Below are 14,196 nucleotides of genomic sequence, written 5' to 3' on the forward strand. Positions count from 1 at the left end.
GCCCGGCCATGAGCAAGAGAAAGCTGATTCCGCTGCTGGTGTACATCCTGTTCCTGCTGGTGCCGATCTACTGGCTGCTGAACATGTCGTTCAAGAGCAACACCGAGATCCTCGGCGGGCTGACGGTGTTTCCCCAGGACTTCACCTGGCACAACTACAAGGTGATCTTCACCGACCCGAGCTGGTACACCGGCTACCTCAACTCGCTGTACTACGTGAGCCTGAACACGGTGATTTCCCTGAGCGTGGCGCTGCCGGCGGCCTATGCGTTCTCGCGCTACCGGTTCCTGGGCGACAAGCACCTGTTCTTCTGGCTGCTGACCAACCGCATGGCGCCGCCGGCGGTGTTCCTGCTGCCGTTCTTCCAGCTGTATTCGTCGATCGGCCTGTTCGACACCCACATCGCGGTGGCGCTGGCCCACTGCCTGTTCAACGTGCCGCTGGCGGTGTGGATCCTGGAGGGCTTCATGTCTGGGGTGCCCAAGGAAATCGACGAGACCGCCTACATCGACGGCTACAGTTTCCCCAAGTTCTTCGTGAAGATCTTCATCCCGCTGATCGGCTCCGGCATCGGCGTCACGGCGTTCTTCTGCTTCATGTTTTCCTGGGTCGAACTGCTGCTGGCGCGCACGCTGACGTCGGTGAACGCCAAGCCCATCGCGGCGGTGATGACCCGCACGGTGTCCGCGTCGGGCATCGACTGGGGCGTGCTGGCGGCGGCGGGGGTGTTGACCATTTTGCCGGGCATGCTGGTGATCTGGTTTGTCCGCAACCACGTGGCCAAGGGCTTTGCCCTGGGCCGGGTATGAGGAGGCGATGATGGAATGGATGAGCTGGACGATCCCGACGGCGGCGTTCTTTGGCGTCATCGCCCTGATCCTGGTGGCCATGACCACCTGGGAGCTGCGTTCGCCAAGCGTTGTGCGCAAAGGTTTCCTGCCGATCGCCACCACCCGTGGCGACCGCTTGTTCATCGGTCTTCTGGGCAGCGCCTACCTGCATTTGCTGGTGATCGGCGTCACCGGTTGGAGCATCTGGATAGCGTTTGCGTTGTCTGTGGTGTGGCTGTTGGCTGTGATGCGTTGGGGGTGACCGAATCGCTCGGCGATGCGGCTCCGGAACTTAAACAGGAGGTCTCTATGTTCGACAAAAACAATAAGCTGCGACATAGCATTTCATTGGCGGCCCTGCTGGCCTTGAGCGGTCTGAGCGCTTCGGCCTGGGCCGATGCCTACGAGGAGGCGGCGAAGAAGTGGATCGGCAGCGAGTTCAAGCCGTCCACCCTGACGGCCGATCAGCAACTGGCGGAACTGAAGTGGTTCATCAAGGCCGCCGAGCCGTTTCGCGGGATGGACATCAAGGTCGTCTCGGAAACCCTGACCACCCACGAGTATGAGTCCAAGGTGCTGGCCAAGGCCTTCACCGAAATCACCGGGATCAAGGTCACTCACGACCTGCTCCAGGAAGGCGACGTGGTGGAGAAGCTGCAGACCGTGATGCAGTCGGACAAGAGCATCTATGACGGTTGGGTCAACGACTCCGACCTGATCGGCACGCATTTTCGCTACGGCAAGACCGAAGCGATCAGCGACCTGATGGCCAACGAAGGCAAGGACTTCACCTCGCCGACCCTGGATCTCAAGGACTTCATCGGCACCTCGTTCACCACCGCGCCGGACGGCAAGCTGTACCAATTGCCCGACCAGCAGTTCGCCAACCTGTACTGGTTCCGCGCCGACTGGTTCGAGCGCGCGGACCTGAAGGCCAAGTTCAAGGAAAAGTACGGCTATGAGCTGGGCGTGCCGATGAACTGGTCGGCCTACGAGGACATCGCCAAGTTCTTTAGCGAAGACGTCAAGGAAATCGACGGCAAGCGCATCTACGGGCACATGGACTACGGCAAGAAGGATCCGTCCCTGGGCTGGCGCTTCACCGACGCCTGGTTCTCCATGGCCGGCGGCGGCGACAAGGGCCTGCCCAACGGCTTGCCGGTGGACGAGTGGGGGATCCGCGTCGAGGATTGCCATCCGGTGGGCTCCAGCGTGACCCGCGGCGGCGACACCAACGGCCCGGCGGCGGTGTTCGCCACCACCAAATACGTCGACTGGCTGAAGAAGTACGCGCCGCCGGAAGCCGCAGGCATGACCTTCTCCGAATCGGGGCCGGTGCCGTCCCAGGGCAACATCGCCCAGCAGATCTTCTGGTACACCGCGTTCACCGCCGACATGACCAAGCCGGGCCTGCCGGTGGTCAACGCCGACGGCACGCCGAAATGGCGGATGGCGCCGTCGCCGCGCGGGCCGTACTGGGAAGAGGGGATGAAGCTGGGCTATCAGGACGTGGGTTCTTGGACGTTCATGAAATCCACGCCCGAGAAGCAGAAGCTCGCGGCCTGGCTGTACGCGCAGTTCGTGACCTCGAAAACCGTGTCGCTGAAGAAAACCATCGTCGGCCTGACGCCGATCCGCGAGTCGGACATCAACTCCCAGGCCATGACCGACCTGGCGCCCAAGCTCGGCGGCCTGGTGGAGTTCTACCGCAGCCCGGCCCGCATCCAGTGGACGCCGACCGGCACCAACGTGCCTGACTACCCGCGCCTGGCGCAGCTTTGGTGGAGCCACATCGCCGAGGCCGCCAGCGGCGACAAGACCCCGCAGCAAGCCCTCGACGGCCTGGCCAAGGATCAGGACGCGATCATGACCCGCCTGGAACGCTCCAAGGCCCAGGCCACCTGCGCGCCGAAAATGAACCCCGAGCGCGATGCGCAATACTGGTTCGACCAACCCGGCGCACCGAAGCCGAAACTGGCCAACGAAAAGCCCAAGGGCGAGACCGTGAGCTACAACGAACTGCTCAAGTCGTGGGAGGCGGCGCGCAAGTGAGGGCGGGGACGTAACGAATGAACGGCACCGGAAGGTGCCGTTCTTGTTTCTGCATCGGATTAAACCAGAACAGCCAGATCGGTGTATTGAGCCACCACAGGGTCGGCGGTCAGCAATTTCATGGGCTCTGTCAGTGCGGCGGCGATGATCAGACGGTCGAAGGGGTCGCGGTGATGAGGCTGAAGATCCTTCACGGCGATGGCGTGTTCGGTGGATACGGGCAGTTCGATGAAACCGCTTTCGAGGCAGTATTGGCGGATTTCCTCCAGATCGACACTCAGCTTGCCGAGCCCCACTTTGATCGCCATCTCCCAAAACGATGCTGCACTGACATAGATGTCGGCAGCGTTGTCGATGAGCTTTCTGGCCTTGATCGACAGTCTCGGGTTGTCATCGAGTGTCCAGAGCAGGATATGGGTATCGAGCAACAACCTCATGCTTGAGTGCCTTCGAAGGCATCCAGCATCTCGTCTGACAATGGGGCGTCGAAGTCATCGGGTAGCGTCAGTTTTCCCTTCATGGCTCCGATGCGCCGGGCATCGGGTTTTCCGGCGGGAACGAGGCGTGCGAGTGCACGACCATGTTTGGCAATCGTGATGATTTTTCCGGCTGCGGCTTCATCGACGAGTTTGGACAGGTTGTTTTTGGCTTCGGCCAACGGAACGATGATCATCATGTTTCCCCTGAGTTCTGGACAAATATAGCCAGAATGTTGTGGGGCCGCAAAAGGGTGCGATTGTTCAGCGCAGACAAGTGCCCGGCGGACTGATCCCGCTCCGTATGCCGTTGCCGCGCCCCAAACCTGTTGTCGAACGGCCAACGTATCAAGGCCTTCAATCCATTCGCAAAAGGTGTCCCGTTTCATCATCCGGCCTCGCTCCGATAGTCCATCCGTCAGGCACTACCCTAAAGAGTTTCACTGAGGCTGGCTGTAGGACGAAACGGACGTTACGGCGCGAGCTTTCGGCGTTTGTGGGGGGATGGGGCGCAGCGGTAACGAATCCTACAAGAGCTGCGGTGCACCCCATCGAGCCGGAGCGACTCACGTATCCGAATTGGGAAACCCCAACCTGAACACCGTCATCGCGCCCGGCAGGCTCTTCACCTCGGCCACGCCCCGGTGCAGGCTCATGATCGAGCGCACGATGGCCAGGCCCAGGCCGGTGCTGCCCTGGGTGCGCGAGCGGCTGCTGTCGACCCGGTAGAAGCGGTCGAACAGGTGCGGCAGGTGCTGCGCCTCGATGCCGGCGCCGGGGTTGCTCACCAGCAGCGAGGACTGGGCGGCGCCCCGTTCGATCAGCAGGGTGACCGTCTTGCCGTCCGGGCAGTGGCGCAGGGCGTTGGAGAGCAGGTTGGAGATCGCCCGCTGGATCATCAGGCGGTCGCCCAGCACGCGGGCGCTGCCGATCACGCTCAGCTGGATCCGCTTGTCCTGGGCCGTCAGGGCGAACATCTCGGCCACTTTGCGCGCTTCGTCCGCCAGCTCGACCGGTTCGAACGGCGCCAGCGCCGAAGGATGGCTGACCTGCGCCAGGAACAGCATGTCGGACACGATCCGCGCCACCCGTTCCAGTTCCTCGATGCAGGACACCAGCACGTCCTGGTACTCCTCCACGCTGCGTTCCCGGGACAGCGTCACCTGGGCCTTGCCCATCAGGTTGTTGATCGGCGTGCGCAGTTCATGGGCCAGGTCGTCGGAAAACTGCGACAGCTGCTGCACCCCCGCGTCCAAGCGATGGAGCATGACGTTGATGCCCTGGGCCAGCTCGCTCAGTTCCTGAGGCATGTTCACCACCGACAGGCGATGGTCCAGGTCCTGGGTCGAGACCATCGCCGCCACCTTGCGGAACTCGCGCATCGGCGCCAGCCCCCGCTGCACGGCGCCCCAGGCGCTGAGCCCGATGAAGATCAGCAGCAGCGGCAGCGCCATCAGCGTCGAGCGCAGGTAAGCGCTGAGCAAGGCCTGGTCGTGGGCGTTGTCCACCGACAGCAGCAGCGGCACGCGGGTGCCGTCCTTGAGGCGCACGAGCTTGGTCGCCGTGAGGAACTTGGCCCCGGCGGAGTCGGTGCTGGCGGTGTAGGCCAGTTCGTCGGTCGCCGTCCGCGCGGCCTTGAGCTCCAGGCGCGGATCGGCCATGCCGGCGCCGGACTTGAGCAGCGGCGTGCGCGGGTTGTCGAGGTCGTAGAGGGTCAGGGTGAGGTTGTCATGGCCCATGACCTGATCCAGCAGGATGTGGGGTTTGGAGCGGATTTCGCCGGGGTCGGTGTACAGCGACAGGCTGTGCTCGACCTGTTCCATCTTGCTGGCCAGGCTGTCCCGGGACAGTGCGTTCAGTTCATGGGTCAGGGCGAAGTAGGCCAACACCGCCAAGAACACCACCAGCAGCGCGCCCAGCGCGCTGACCGTGATCCCCAGGCGCATCGACAGGCTGACCGGCTTCATTCCCGCGCCTCCAGCACATAGCCGACGCCGCGCAGGGTGTGGATCAGCTTGCTGGCGAACGGGTCGTCGATCTTGGCCCGCAGGCGACGGATCGAGACCTCCACCACATTGGTGTCGCAGTCGAAGTTCATGTCCCAGACCAGCGAGATGATCTGGGTGCGGGTCAGCACCTCGCCGGACTGGCGCATCAGCAGGTGCAGCAGGGCGAATTCCTTGGTGGTGAGGTCGATGCGCTGCCCGTCGCGAAAGGCCCGGTGACGGCCCGGGTCGAGCTCCAGGTCGGCCACCTTGAGCACCTGCGGCACCGGAATGTTCTCGCTGCGGCGCATAAGCGTGCGCACTCGCGCCAGCAGTTCGGGAAACTCGAACGGCTTGACCAGATAGTCGTCGGCGCCCAGGTCCAGGCCGCGGATCTTGTCGGCCAGGCGGCCGCGGGCGGTGAGCATCATCACCCGGGTGGAGCGGGTGCGGCGCAGTTGCTCAAGCACGCTCCAGCCGTCCAGTTCCGGCAGGTTGACGTCGAGGATCATCAGGTCATAGGCCTGCTGTTGCGCCAGGTGCAGCCCGTCGGCGCCGTTGGCCGCACGGTCGACGACATAACCGCTTTCCGTCAGCCCCTGGTGCAAGTATTCGGCAGTTTTAAGCTCGTCCTCGACAATAAGGATTCGCATGGTCAATCACCACTTTCATTGAAGGGTCAATTAATGGATCAGGCTGTGGAAGTTGTTGTTCTTATCGGCCGGTTCAGTTGTTTAGTTGCGGCGGTCCAATGTGTTTCCTGCGGGCATTTGGCCGAAGGAAGGCGTGCAGGATAAAGTCTGTAGTCACTTCAGGGTCAAACGAAGTCGTTGATTGGATGCGCCTAAATCGGCCTTCTGCGACGGTCTGTCGCAGCGCTAAGGGCGATTTTTCATGCACTTCATGAATCCAGGAGTGCGGCAAGTGCTGTTCGGCAGATACTCGAAGAGTAAGTGTTTCGTTGTATTTCTAATTGGCCGTGCACACTTCCATGCTAGAGCAAAAGTTACCGGGCCAACGCTGGATAACGTATTTGTAATGTTCCAGTCACCTTGTCGATAAGTTCAAAACCCTACCGTGGCGGCATCGAAGATTCCCGAATCGAAAAGGAAACATTCAATTGCCCGGTTTAAATGAACGGACGGCGCGCCCGCGCCTGAAAAACACGCGGCGGGTGTTGTATGCCGCCGGCCTCCTGCTGTGGGGCGGCTGCGCCATGGCGGTCGTTTCGCCGGGCCCGGCGCTGACCCTCGACCAGGCCCTGCAGACGGCCTTCGCCGGCAACCCCGAGTTGGCGGCGGCCGGCTGGGAAATCGGCATCGCCGCGGGCGAACGGCAGCAGGCGGGGCTGATCCCCAACCCGGAGGTTTCCTGGGAGGCCGAAGACACCCGCCGCGAGTCGCGCACCACCACGGTGACCCTCAGCCAGCCCATCGAGCTGGGCGGCAAGCGCGGGGCCCGGATCGACGTGGCAAGCCGGGCCCAGGACGCGGCGGGCATTGAGCTTGAGCGCAAGCGCCTCGGCCTGCGCGCCGACGTGATCCAGGCCTACACCGCCGTGCAGACGGCCCAGCAACGTCTGCAACTGTCCCGTCAGTCGCTGGCGTTGGCCGAGCATGGCTTGCGGGTGGCGCAGGGACGGATCGGGGCGGGCAAGTCGTCGCCGGTCGAAGGCACGCGGGCCGAGGTGCAATTGTCGGAGGTGCGCCTTGAGCTGAGCCGGGCCGAGCGCGACCGGGCCAACGCCTGGCAGCAACTGGCGCAGGTCATGGGCGCGCCGTTGCCGGACGCGGCCGAGGTGCCGCCGGCTGCCGCGAGTCTGCCGGCGGTGCCGCCGTCGTCCCGGTTGCTCGGGCGCCTGAACGAGACCGCCGAACTGCGCCTGGCGGCGTTGCAGATCGACCAGCGCGAAGCCTCGTTGGGGCTGGAGAAAGCCCAGCGGATTCCGGACCTGACCGTCAGCGTCGGCAGCCAGTACAGCGAAACGGAACGCGAGCGGGTCAACGTCGTCGGGCTGTCGATGCCCATTCCGCTGTTCAACCGCAACCAGGGCAACGTGTTGGCCGCCGCGCGCCGCGCCGATCAGGCCCGGGATCTGCGCAACGCCACAGAGCTGCGCCTGCGCACCGAAATCCAGACCGCGCTGGAGCAATGGCGGACCGCCAACGGCGAAGCGCAGGCGTTCGACCAGAACATCCTGCCGGCCGCGCAACGGGCCGTGGACAGCGCCACCCGCGGCTTCGAAATGGGCAAGTTCGCCTTTCTCGACGTGCTCGACGCCCAGCGCACCTTGATCGGCGCCCGCACCCAATACGTCCAGGCCGTCGCCGAGGCGACCGACGCCCGGGTGCGCGTCGAGCGCATTTTCGGCGATCTCGACGCGTTCGCCGCCGGTCGCTGAATTTCATTGTTTCGATCACCGCAGCGCGGCATCGGCGGCGCGGCGCAGAGGAGTTTCCATGGATAAAAAACTGATGGCGGTCGCGGTGGCGACCTTGAGCCTGGGCATCGGAATCGGCGCGTTGTGGGTGGGCAACCTTTCCGATGGCGCCCATGCCGACGAGGCGGCCGAGCACGCGGAGCATGCGGCCGAAAGCGCAGCGGCCGAAGGCGGGCACGATGAAGGCGAAGAAGGGCAACTGACCCTGAGCGCCGAACAGATCGCCGCCTCGGGCATTCAACTGGCCCAGGCCAGGGCGGCGGGGCTGAGCTTCGGTTTACCGTTCCCCGGCGAAGTGCGCTTCGACGAAGACCGCACCGCGCACGTCGTGCCTCGGGTGCCCGGCGTCGTGGAATCGGTGTCGGTGGTGCTCGGCCAGCCGGTGAAGAAGGGCCAGTTGCTGGCGGTGATCGCCAGCCAGCAGATCTCCGATCAGCGCAGCGAGCAGGCGGCGGCGCAACGTCGCCTGGCCTTGGCGCGCACGACCTATGAACGGGAGAAGCAGCTGTGGCAGGACAGGATTTCCGCCGAGCAGGATTTCCTTCAGGCCCGCCAGGCGCTGGAAGAGGCTGAGATCGCCCTGGCCAACGCCCGGCAGAAGATCAGCGTGCTCAGCGGCAGCGTGGCCGCCGGCGGAGGCAACCGCTATGAGCTGCGCGCGCCGTTCGACGGCGTGGTGGTGGAGAAGCACCTGACGCCGGGCGAGGTGGTCGACGAGACCACCAACGCCTTCACCCTGTCGGACCTGTCGCGGGTGTGGGTGACCTTCGGCGTTTCGCCCAAGGATCTGAACCGGGTGCAGGTGGGCAAGCCAGTGACCGTCAGCGCGCCGGAACTCAATGCCGAAGTGGCCGGCACCGTGGCTTACGTCGGCAATCTGCTCGGTGAGCAGACGCGCACCGCGACGGTCCGCGTGACCCTGGCCAACCCGCAGGGCGCCTGGCGTCCGGGGCTGTTCGTGACGGCGTTGGTGGCCACCGACAGCCGGCAGGTCAAGGTGGCCGTGCCGGAGGCCGCGATCCAGACCGTGGAGGACCGGCCCACGGTGTTCGTGCGCACCGGCGACGGCTTCAAGGCGCAAGCGGTGGTGCCGGGCAGCCGCGCCGCCGGACTGGTGGAAATCACCGAAGGGCTGGAGGCCGGCACCCAGGTCGCCGCCGCCGGCAGCTTCATTCTCAAATCGGAATTGGGCAAGGCCTCGGCCGAGCACGCTCACTGATCCGTCTTCGACAAGAAGGTCCTCATGTTTGAACGCCTGATTCAGTTCGCCATCGAGCAGCGCTTCATCGTGCTGCTCGCCGTATTGCTCATGGCCGGCCTCGGCATCGCCAGCTATCAGAAGCTGCCGATCGACGCGGTGCCGGACATCACCAACGTCCAGGTGCAGATCAACACCGGCGCCGCCGGGTTCTCGCCGCTGGAGACCGAGCAGCGCATCACGTTCCCCATCGAGACGGCGATGGCCGGCTTGCCGGCGCTGGAGCAGACCCGTTCGCTGTCGCGCTCGGGCCTGTCCCAGGTCACGGTGATCTTCAAGGACGGCACCGACCTGTTCTTCGCCCGGCAACTGGTCAACGAACGCCTGCAAGCGGCCAAGGAGCAGTTGCCCGAAGGCGTGGAGGCGGTGATGGGGCCGATCTCCACGGGCCTGGGCGAGATCTTCCTGTGGACGGTGGAGGCCCGCGAAGGTGCGCTCAAGGACGACGGCACGGCGTACACGCCGACCGACCTGCGGGTGATCCAGGACTGGATCATCAAGCCGCAGCTGCGCAACGTCCCCGGTGTGGCCGAGATCAACACCATCGGCGGGTTCGCCAAGGAGTACCAGATCGCCCCTGACCCGAAACGGCTGGCGGCCTACAAGTTGACGCTGACCGATCTGGTGACGGCGCTGGAACGCAACAACGCCAACGTCGGCGCCGGCTACATCGAGCGCAGCGGCGAACAGTTGCTGATCCGCGCGCCGGGGCAGGTGGCGGGCACCGAAGACATCGCCAACATCGTGATGGCCAACGTCGACGGCACGCCGATCCGGGTGAGGAACGTGGCCACCGTCGACATCGGCCGGGAACTGCGCAGCGGCGCCGCCACCGAGAACGGCCGCGAAGTGGTGCTCGGCACCGTGTTCATGCTGATCGGCGAGAACAGCCGCACGGTCTCCCAGGCGGTGGCCGGCAAGCTTGAGCAGATCAACCGCTCGCTGCCCAAGGGGGTGGTCGCGGTGCCGGTGTACGACCGCACGCACCTGGTGGACAAGGCCATCGCCACGGTGAAGAAGAACCTGGTGGAAGGCGCGGTGCTGGTGATCGCGATCCTGTTCCTGTTCCTGGGCAACATCCGCGCTGCGCTGATCACCGCCATGGTGATTCCGCTGTCGATGCTGTTCACCTTCACCGGCATGTTCACCAACAAGGTCAGCGCCAACCTCATGAGCCTGGGGGCGCTGGACTTCGGCATCATCGTCGACGGCGCCGTGGTGATCGTGGAAAACACCCTGCGCCGGCTGGCCCATGCGCAGCAGCATCACGGGCGGCTTTTGACCCGCTCCGAACGCTTCCATGAGGTGTTCGCGGCGGCGAAGGAGGCGCGGCGTCCGCTGATCTTCGGCCAACTGATCATCATGGTCGTGTACCTGCCAATCTTCGCCCTGAGCGGCGTCGAAGGGAAAATGTTCCACCCGATGGCGTTCACCGTGGTCATCGCGTTGCTCGGCGCGATGCTGCTGTCGGTGACGTTCGTGCCGGCGGCCATTGCGCTGTTCGTCACCGGCAAGGTCAAGGAAGAAGAGGGCGCGGTCATGCGGGGCGCGCGCCGGGCGTACGCACCGGCGCTGGCCTGGGTGATGGGCCACCGCAAGGCGGCGCTGGGCCTGGCGTTGGGCACGGTGGTGCTCAGCGGCGCGGTGGCCGCCCGCATGGGCAGCGAATTCGTGCCCAGCCTCAGCGAAGGCGATTTCGCCCTGCAGGCCTTGCGCGTGCCGGGCACCAGCCTGACCCAGTCGGTGGACATGCAGCAGCGCCTGGAAACCCTGATCCTGGGCAAGGTGCCAGAAGTCGAGCGGGTGTTCGCCCGCACCGGCACCGCCGAAATCGCCTCCGACCCGATGCCGCCCAACATCTCCGACAGTTACGTGATGCTCAAGCCCAAGGACCGGTGGCCGGATCCGGGCAAGTCCCGCGAGACCCTGATGGCCGAGCTGCAACAGGCGGCGGCGACCTTGCCGGGCAGCAACTATGAGCTGTCGCAGCCGATCCAGCTGCGCTTCAACGAGCTGATCTCCGGCGTGCGCAGCGACGTGGCGGTCAAGGTGTTCGGCGACGACATGGACGTGCTCAACGCCACGGCGGCGAAGATTGCGGCGTCGATGCAAAAGGTCGGCGGCGCATCCGAGGTCAAGGTCGAGCAGACCACCGGGCTGCCGGTGCTGACCATCAACATCGACCGCGACAAGGCCGCCCGCTACGGGCTCAACGTGGGCGATGTGCAGGACACCATCGCGGTGGCGGTCGGCGGGCGGCAGGCCGGCACGCTGTATGAGGGCGACCGGCGGTTCGACATGGTCGTGCGCCTGTCCGACGCCATGCGCAAGGACATCGACGGCCTGTCGGCGCTGCTGATCCCGGTGCCGGCGCTCAACGGCGCCGCCGACCGGGTCGGGTTCATCGCGCTCAAGGAGGTCGCCAGCCTCGACCTGGTGCTGGGGCCCAATCAGGTGAGCCGCGAGAACGGCAAGCGCCTGGTGATCGTCAGCGCCAACGTGCGCGGGCGCGACATCGGCTCGTTCGTCAGTGAGGCCGCCGAGGCGATCGGGCGCGACGTGCAGGTTCCGGCCGGTTACTGGACGAGCTGGGGCGGTCAGTTCGAGCAGTTGCAGTCGGCGGCCAAGCGTCTGCAGATCGTCGTGCCGGTGGCGCTGCTGCTGGTGTTCGGGCTGCTGTTCATGATGTTCAACAACCTCAAGGACGGCCTGCTGGTGTTCACCGGCATTCCGTTTGCGTTGACCGGCGGCGTCATGGCCCTGTGGCTGCGGGACATTCCGCTGTCGATCTCGGCGGGCGTGGGTTTCATCGCGTTGTCCGGGGTGGCGGTGCTCAACGGGCTGGTGATGATCGCGTTCATCCGCAACCTGCGGGAGCAGGGACGTTCACTGGCCGAGGCGATCGACGAAGGCGCGCTGACGCGGTTGCGGCCGGTGCTGATGACGGCGCTGGTGGCGTCCCTGGGCTTCATTCCCATGGCCCTGGCCACCGGCACCGGCGCGGAGGTGCAGCGCCCGCTGGCCACGGTGGTGATCGGCGGGATCCTGTCCTCGACCGTGCTCACGCTGCTGATCCTGCCGCTGCTCTACCGCCTGGCCCACCGCCGGGACGAGGACGTGGCCCCAGGCCGATAGCGGTCTCCCTGTAGGAGCGAGCCTGCTCGCGATAGCGTTTTGTCAGCCGGCATCGTAGTCGACTGACACGCCGCCATCGCGAGCAGGCTCGCTCCCACAGGTGGTTTTGGTGCGTGGTGCCTGCGGCGGCAGGCACATGACGGATATGTAATGTGCGCGCCACCGTCACGAAAGGTACGGGTTGTTACCTTGGATCCGTCAGTTACCCAATGAGGAATCAAGCATGAAACCTGTACAGATCGGTGCCTTTCTGGCGGCGTTGGCGGTGTCTTCCCTGGCCATGGCCGAAGGCGGCGGCGACCGGACGTTCGAGCGGATGATGACGGCCAACGACCGTTCGGTGGAGCTGTTCGTCGCCAAGGAGAAGGCCCGCGAGCCGGTGGTCGTCAACGAGAAGAAAGACGACGCCACCCAAGACCTGTAAGCGTGCCGCGCTTGCGCAAGCCCGTCATCGCGCGTCGATGCCGGGCTTTTTCATGAGTCAGCTACGGAAAGGAAACGGATATGAAAGCCATCCGATCGATTGTGTTCGCCGGTGCCCTGGCGATGTCCCTGAATGCGTTGGCCGAGGGCGGCGGTGACCGTACGTTCGAAAAGGCCCTCGGCGCCAATGCCAAGGCCATGGAGCAGTACGCCGCCAGCCAAGGCAAGGCGGCGCCGGTGGTGCAGGCGTATGAGTACGGGATGAAGCTGGATGTGGTCAAGGTGGTGAGTGTCGTGCGCCCGCAGACAGCCTGCGCGGTGGTGCCGACGGCGATGACCTATGAGGATTCGCAAGGACGGCTCAACACGGTCACCTACACCGTGGCGGGCGATTGCCGCAAACGGGGAGGGTGAGCGCCTACAGCAAAGACCCGGTTTTCATGAAAAGCCCTGAATTCTCTGACAGCTTTTTAAGGTTGGCTTCAGAAGACTCGTCACTTACCCTCAGGGCGGATGGATTTCATTGGATACCAAAAGGACGGGTCAATCTTGGAAGCAGCATTCACTTGCCTGAGTGGCGACATTTGGCGTTATGATTGCGTCAAATGTCGTATGGAGGGCGTCGATATGTCCACGGTAACAACCGCCTCGGTCCCGAGGGTGCGCAAGACCATCAGAAGGCCGACCGAGGTGCTGCTTCATGGCCGCAAGGGCGACACGCGCCTGTCGATCCTCCAGTACACCAAAGAGGGTTTCAGCCTGAGCGCGGTCAAGGACATGCTGGCCCTGTCGGCGCTGTACATGGAGCACGACCTTGTCCAGCGCATCACGGGGAAGTCCATCCGCACCGTCCAGCGCCTGGCGAAGGAGACCGGTTCGGTTCGCCTGAACCCGCAGCAGAGCGCCGTCGCTTTCCAGTACGCGCAAGTGCTGGAGCATGCCACCGAGGTGTTCGGCAATCAGTTGCTGGCCGAGGACTGGCTGAAGAAGCCCTGCAAGTACCTGGACGGCAATGTGCCGCTGGAACTGATCGACAATCCGCTGGGCTTCCAGGTGGTGGAGGACTACCTGACCCGGATCGAGCACGGGGTCTATCAGTGAATCCCTTGCCCTGGGACGGCAAGTGGTACGCCTGGCGCCTCGACCGTGAGGTCTACAAGACGACCTGGGATAGCGGCATCGGTGCGCAACGCTCCGGCGGTCGCTGGAACCCGCCCGGTCGCCGGGTGATCTACGCATCGGCCGACCCGGCCACCGCCATCCTGGAGGTGGCGGCCCACCTGGGCTTCGATGCGCTGGACACCGTCCCGCACGTGCTCACCTGTTTCGAAGTGCGGGATCCCTCGACGATCAAGGTCGTCCAGCCCGAAGACGTCCCCAACCCCAACTGGCTCATCCCGGCCCAACCTTCCCCCAATCAGCAACAGTTCGCCGAGAGGCTGCTGGCGCAACATCCCTTTGTGCTGATCCCGTCGGCCGTGACACGGCATTCGTGGAACCTGCTGGTGAGCTGCGACCTGGCGGCGGATCAATTCACCTTGGTCTCGCAGGAGCGGTTCGGCCTGGACACGCGGTTGGTCTAGCAGGCCTGTCCCGT

14 protein-coding genes are annotated in these 14,196 nt (G+C 64.6%); 10 read left to right on the forward strand and 4 right to left on the reverse strand.

What is annotated here, in order from left to right; genetic code table 11:
- Positions 1–8 precede the first annotated feature (8 nt).
- The 3 genes from CAG29_RS16675 to CAG29_RS16685 are packed head-to-tail and all read left to right on the forward strand — an operon-like array spanning position 9 to position 2,882.
- On the forward strand, positions 9–809 hold the full coding sequence (locus CAG29_RS16675; RefSeq protein ID WP_085579757.1) for a carbohydrate ABC transporter permease: 801 nt from the start codon (positions 9–11) through the stop codon (positions 807–809).
- A gap of 10 nt (positions 810–819) precedes the next feature.
- Positions 820–1,092, forward strand: a complete 273-nt coding sequence (locus tag CAG29_RS16680) for a DUF2160 domain-containing protein (RefSeq protein ID WP_085580095.1) — start codon at positions 820–822, stop codon at positions 1,090–1,092.
- 47 nt (positions 1,093–1,139) lie between these two features.
- Entirely contained in the window at positions 1,140–2,882 is a 1,743-nt protein-coding gene (locus CAG29_RS16685) for an ABC transporter substrate-binding protein (RefSeq protein ID WP_085694829.1), read from the forward strand.
- Between the two features lie 59 nt (positions 2,883–2,941).
- Here the strand turns inward: CAG29_RS16685 and CAG29_RS16690 are convergent, their stop codons facing one another.
- The 4 genes from CAG29_RS16690 to CAG29_RS16705 form a co-directional block, all read right to left on the reverse strand.
- The gene (locus CAG29_RS16690) at positions 2,942–3,319 is read right to left on the reverse strand and encodes a type II toxin-antitoxin system VapC family toxin (protein WP_085630556.1); all 378 of its coding nucleotides are present in this window, start codon (positions 3,317–3,319) and stop codon (positions 2,942–2,944) included.
- A complete protein-coding gene (locus CAG29_RS28795; RefSeq protein WP_256575478.1) occupies positions 3,316–3,747 on the reverse strand; it encodes a type II toxin-antitoxin system Phd/YefM family antitoxin in 432 nt (143 codons plus the stop codon). The genes CAG29_RS16690 and CAG29_RS28795 overlap by 4 nt, the downstream gene beginning before the upstream one ends.
- A gap of 177 nt (positions 3,748–3,924) precedes the next feature.
- Positions 3,925–5,325 (reverse strand): heavy metal sensor histidine kinase, encoded by a 1,401-nt coding sequence (locus CAG29_RS16700; protein ID WP_085579763.1) that lies wholly within the window; start codon positions 5,323–5,325, stop codon positions 3,925–3,927.
- Complete coding sequence (locus tag CAG29_RS16705; RefSeq protein ID WP_085580099.1) at positions 5,322–5,996, reverse strand: heavy metal response regulator transcription factor; 675 nt, start codon at positions 5,994–5,996, stop codon at positions 5,322–5,324. The genes CAG29_RS16700 and CAG29_RS16705 overlap by 4 nt, the downstream gene beginning before the upstream one ends.
- Before the next feature lie 467 nt (positions 5,997–6,463).
- Between CAG29_RS16705 and CAG29_RS16710 the strand changes: the two genes are divergently transcribed.
- From CAG29_RS16710 to CAG29_RS16740, 7 genes are all read left to right on the forward strand, one after another.
- Positions 6,464–7,744, forward strand: coding sequence for a TolC family protein (locus tag CAG29_RS16710; RefSeq protein WP_085579765.1), 1,281 nt, complete (start codon positions 6,464–6,466; stop codon positions 7,742–7,744).
- A 58-nt stretch (positions 7,745–7,802) separates the two neighbouring features.
- Positions 7,803–9,002, forward strand: coding sequence for an efflux RND transporter periplasmic adaptor subunit (locus CAG29_RS16715; RefSeq protein WP_085694830.1), 1,200 nt, complete (start codon positions 7,803–7,805; stop codon positions 9,000–9,002).
- A gap of 24 nt (positions 9,003–9,026) precedes the next feature.
- On the forward strand, positions 9,027–12,176 hold the full coding sequence (locus tag CAG29_RS16720; protein ID WP_085694831.1) for a CusA/CzcA family heavy metal efflux RND transporter: 3,150 nt from the start codon (positions 9,027–9,029) through the stop codon (positions 12,174–12,176).
- 223 nt (positions 12,177–12,399) lie between these two features.
- On the forward strand, positions 12,400–12,600 hold the full coding sequence (locus CAG29_RS16725) for a co-regulatory protein PtrA N-terminal domain-containing protein (protein ID WP_085579771.1): 201 nt from the start codon (positions 12,400–12,402) through the stop codon (positions 12,598–12,600).
- 80 nt (positions 12,601–12,680) lie between these two features.
- Entirely contained in the window at positions 12,681–13,013 is a 333-nt protein-coding gene (locus CAG29_RS16730; RefSeq protein ID WP_085579773.1) for a DUF2790 domain-containing protein, read from the forward strand.
- A 213-nt stretch (positions 13,014–13,226) separates the two neighbouring features.
- Entirely contained in the window at positions 13,227–13,700 is a 474-nt protein-coding gene (locus CAG29_RS16735; protein WP_139831330.1) for an antitoxin Xre/MbcA/ParS toxin-binding domain-containing protein, read from the forward strand.
- Entirely contained in the window at positions 13,697–14,182 is a 486-nt protein-coding gene (locus CAG29_RS16740; protein WP_085579777.1) for an RES family NAD+ phosphorylase, read from the forward strand. Before CAG29_RS16735 ends, CAG29_RS16740 begins: the two co-directional genes overlap by 4 nt.
- Positions 14,183–14,196: the final 14 nt, after the last annotated feature.

This window comes from Pseudomonas sp. B7(2017) (assembly GCF_002112745.1).
Classification (GTDB): Bacteria; Pseudomonadota; Gammaproteobacteria; order Pseudomonadales; family Pseudomonadaceae; genus Aquipseudomonas; species Aquipseudomonas ekonensis.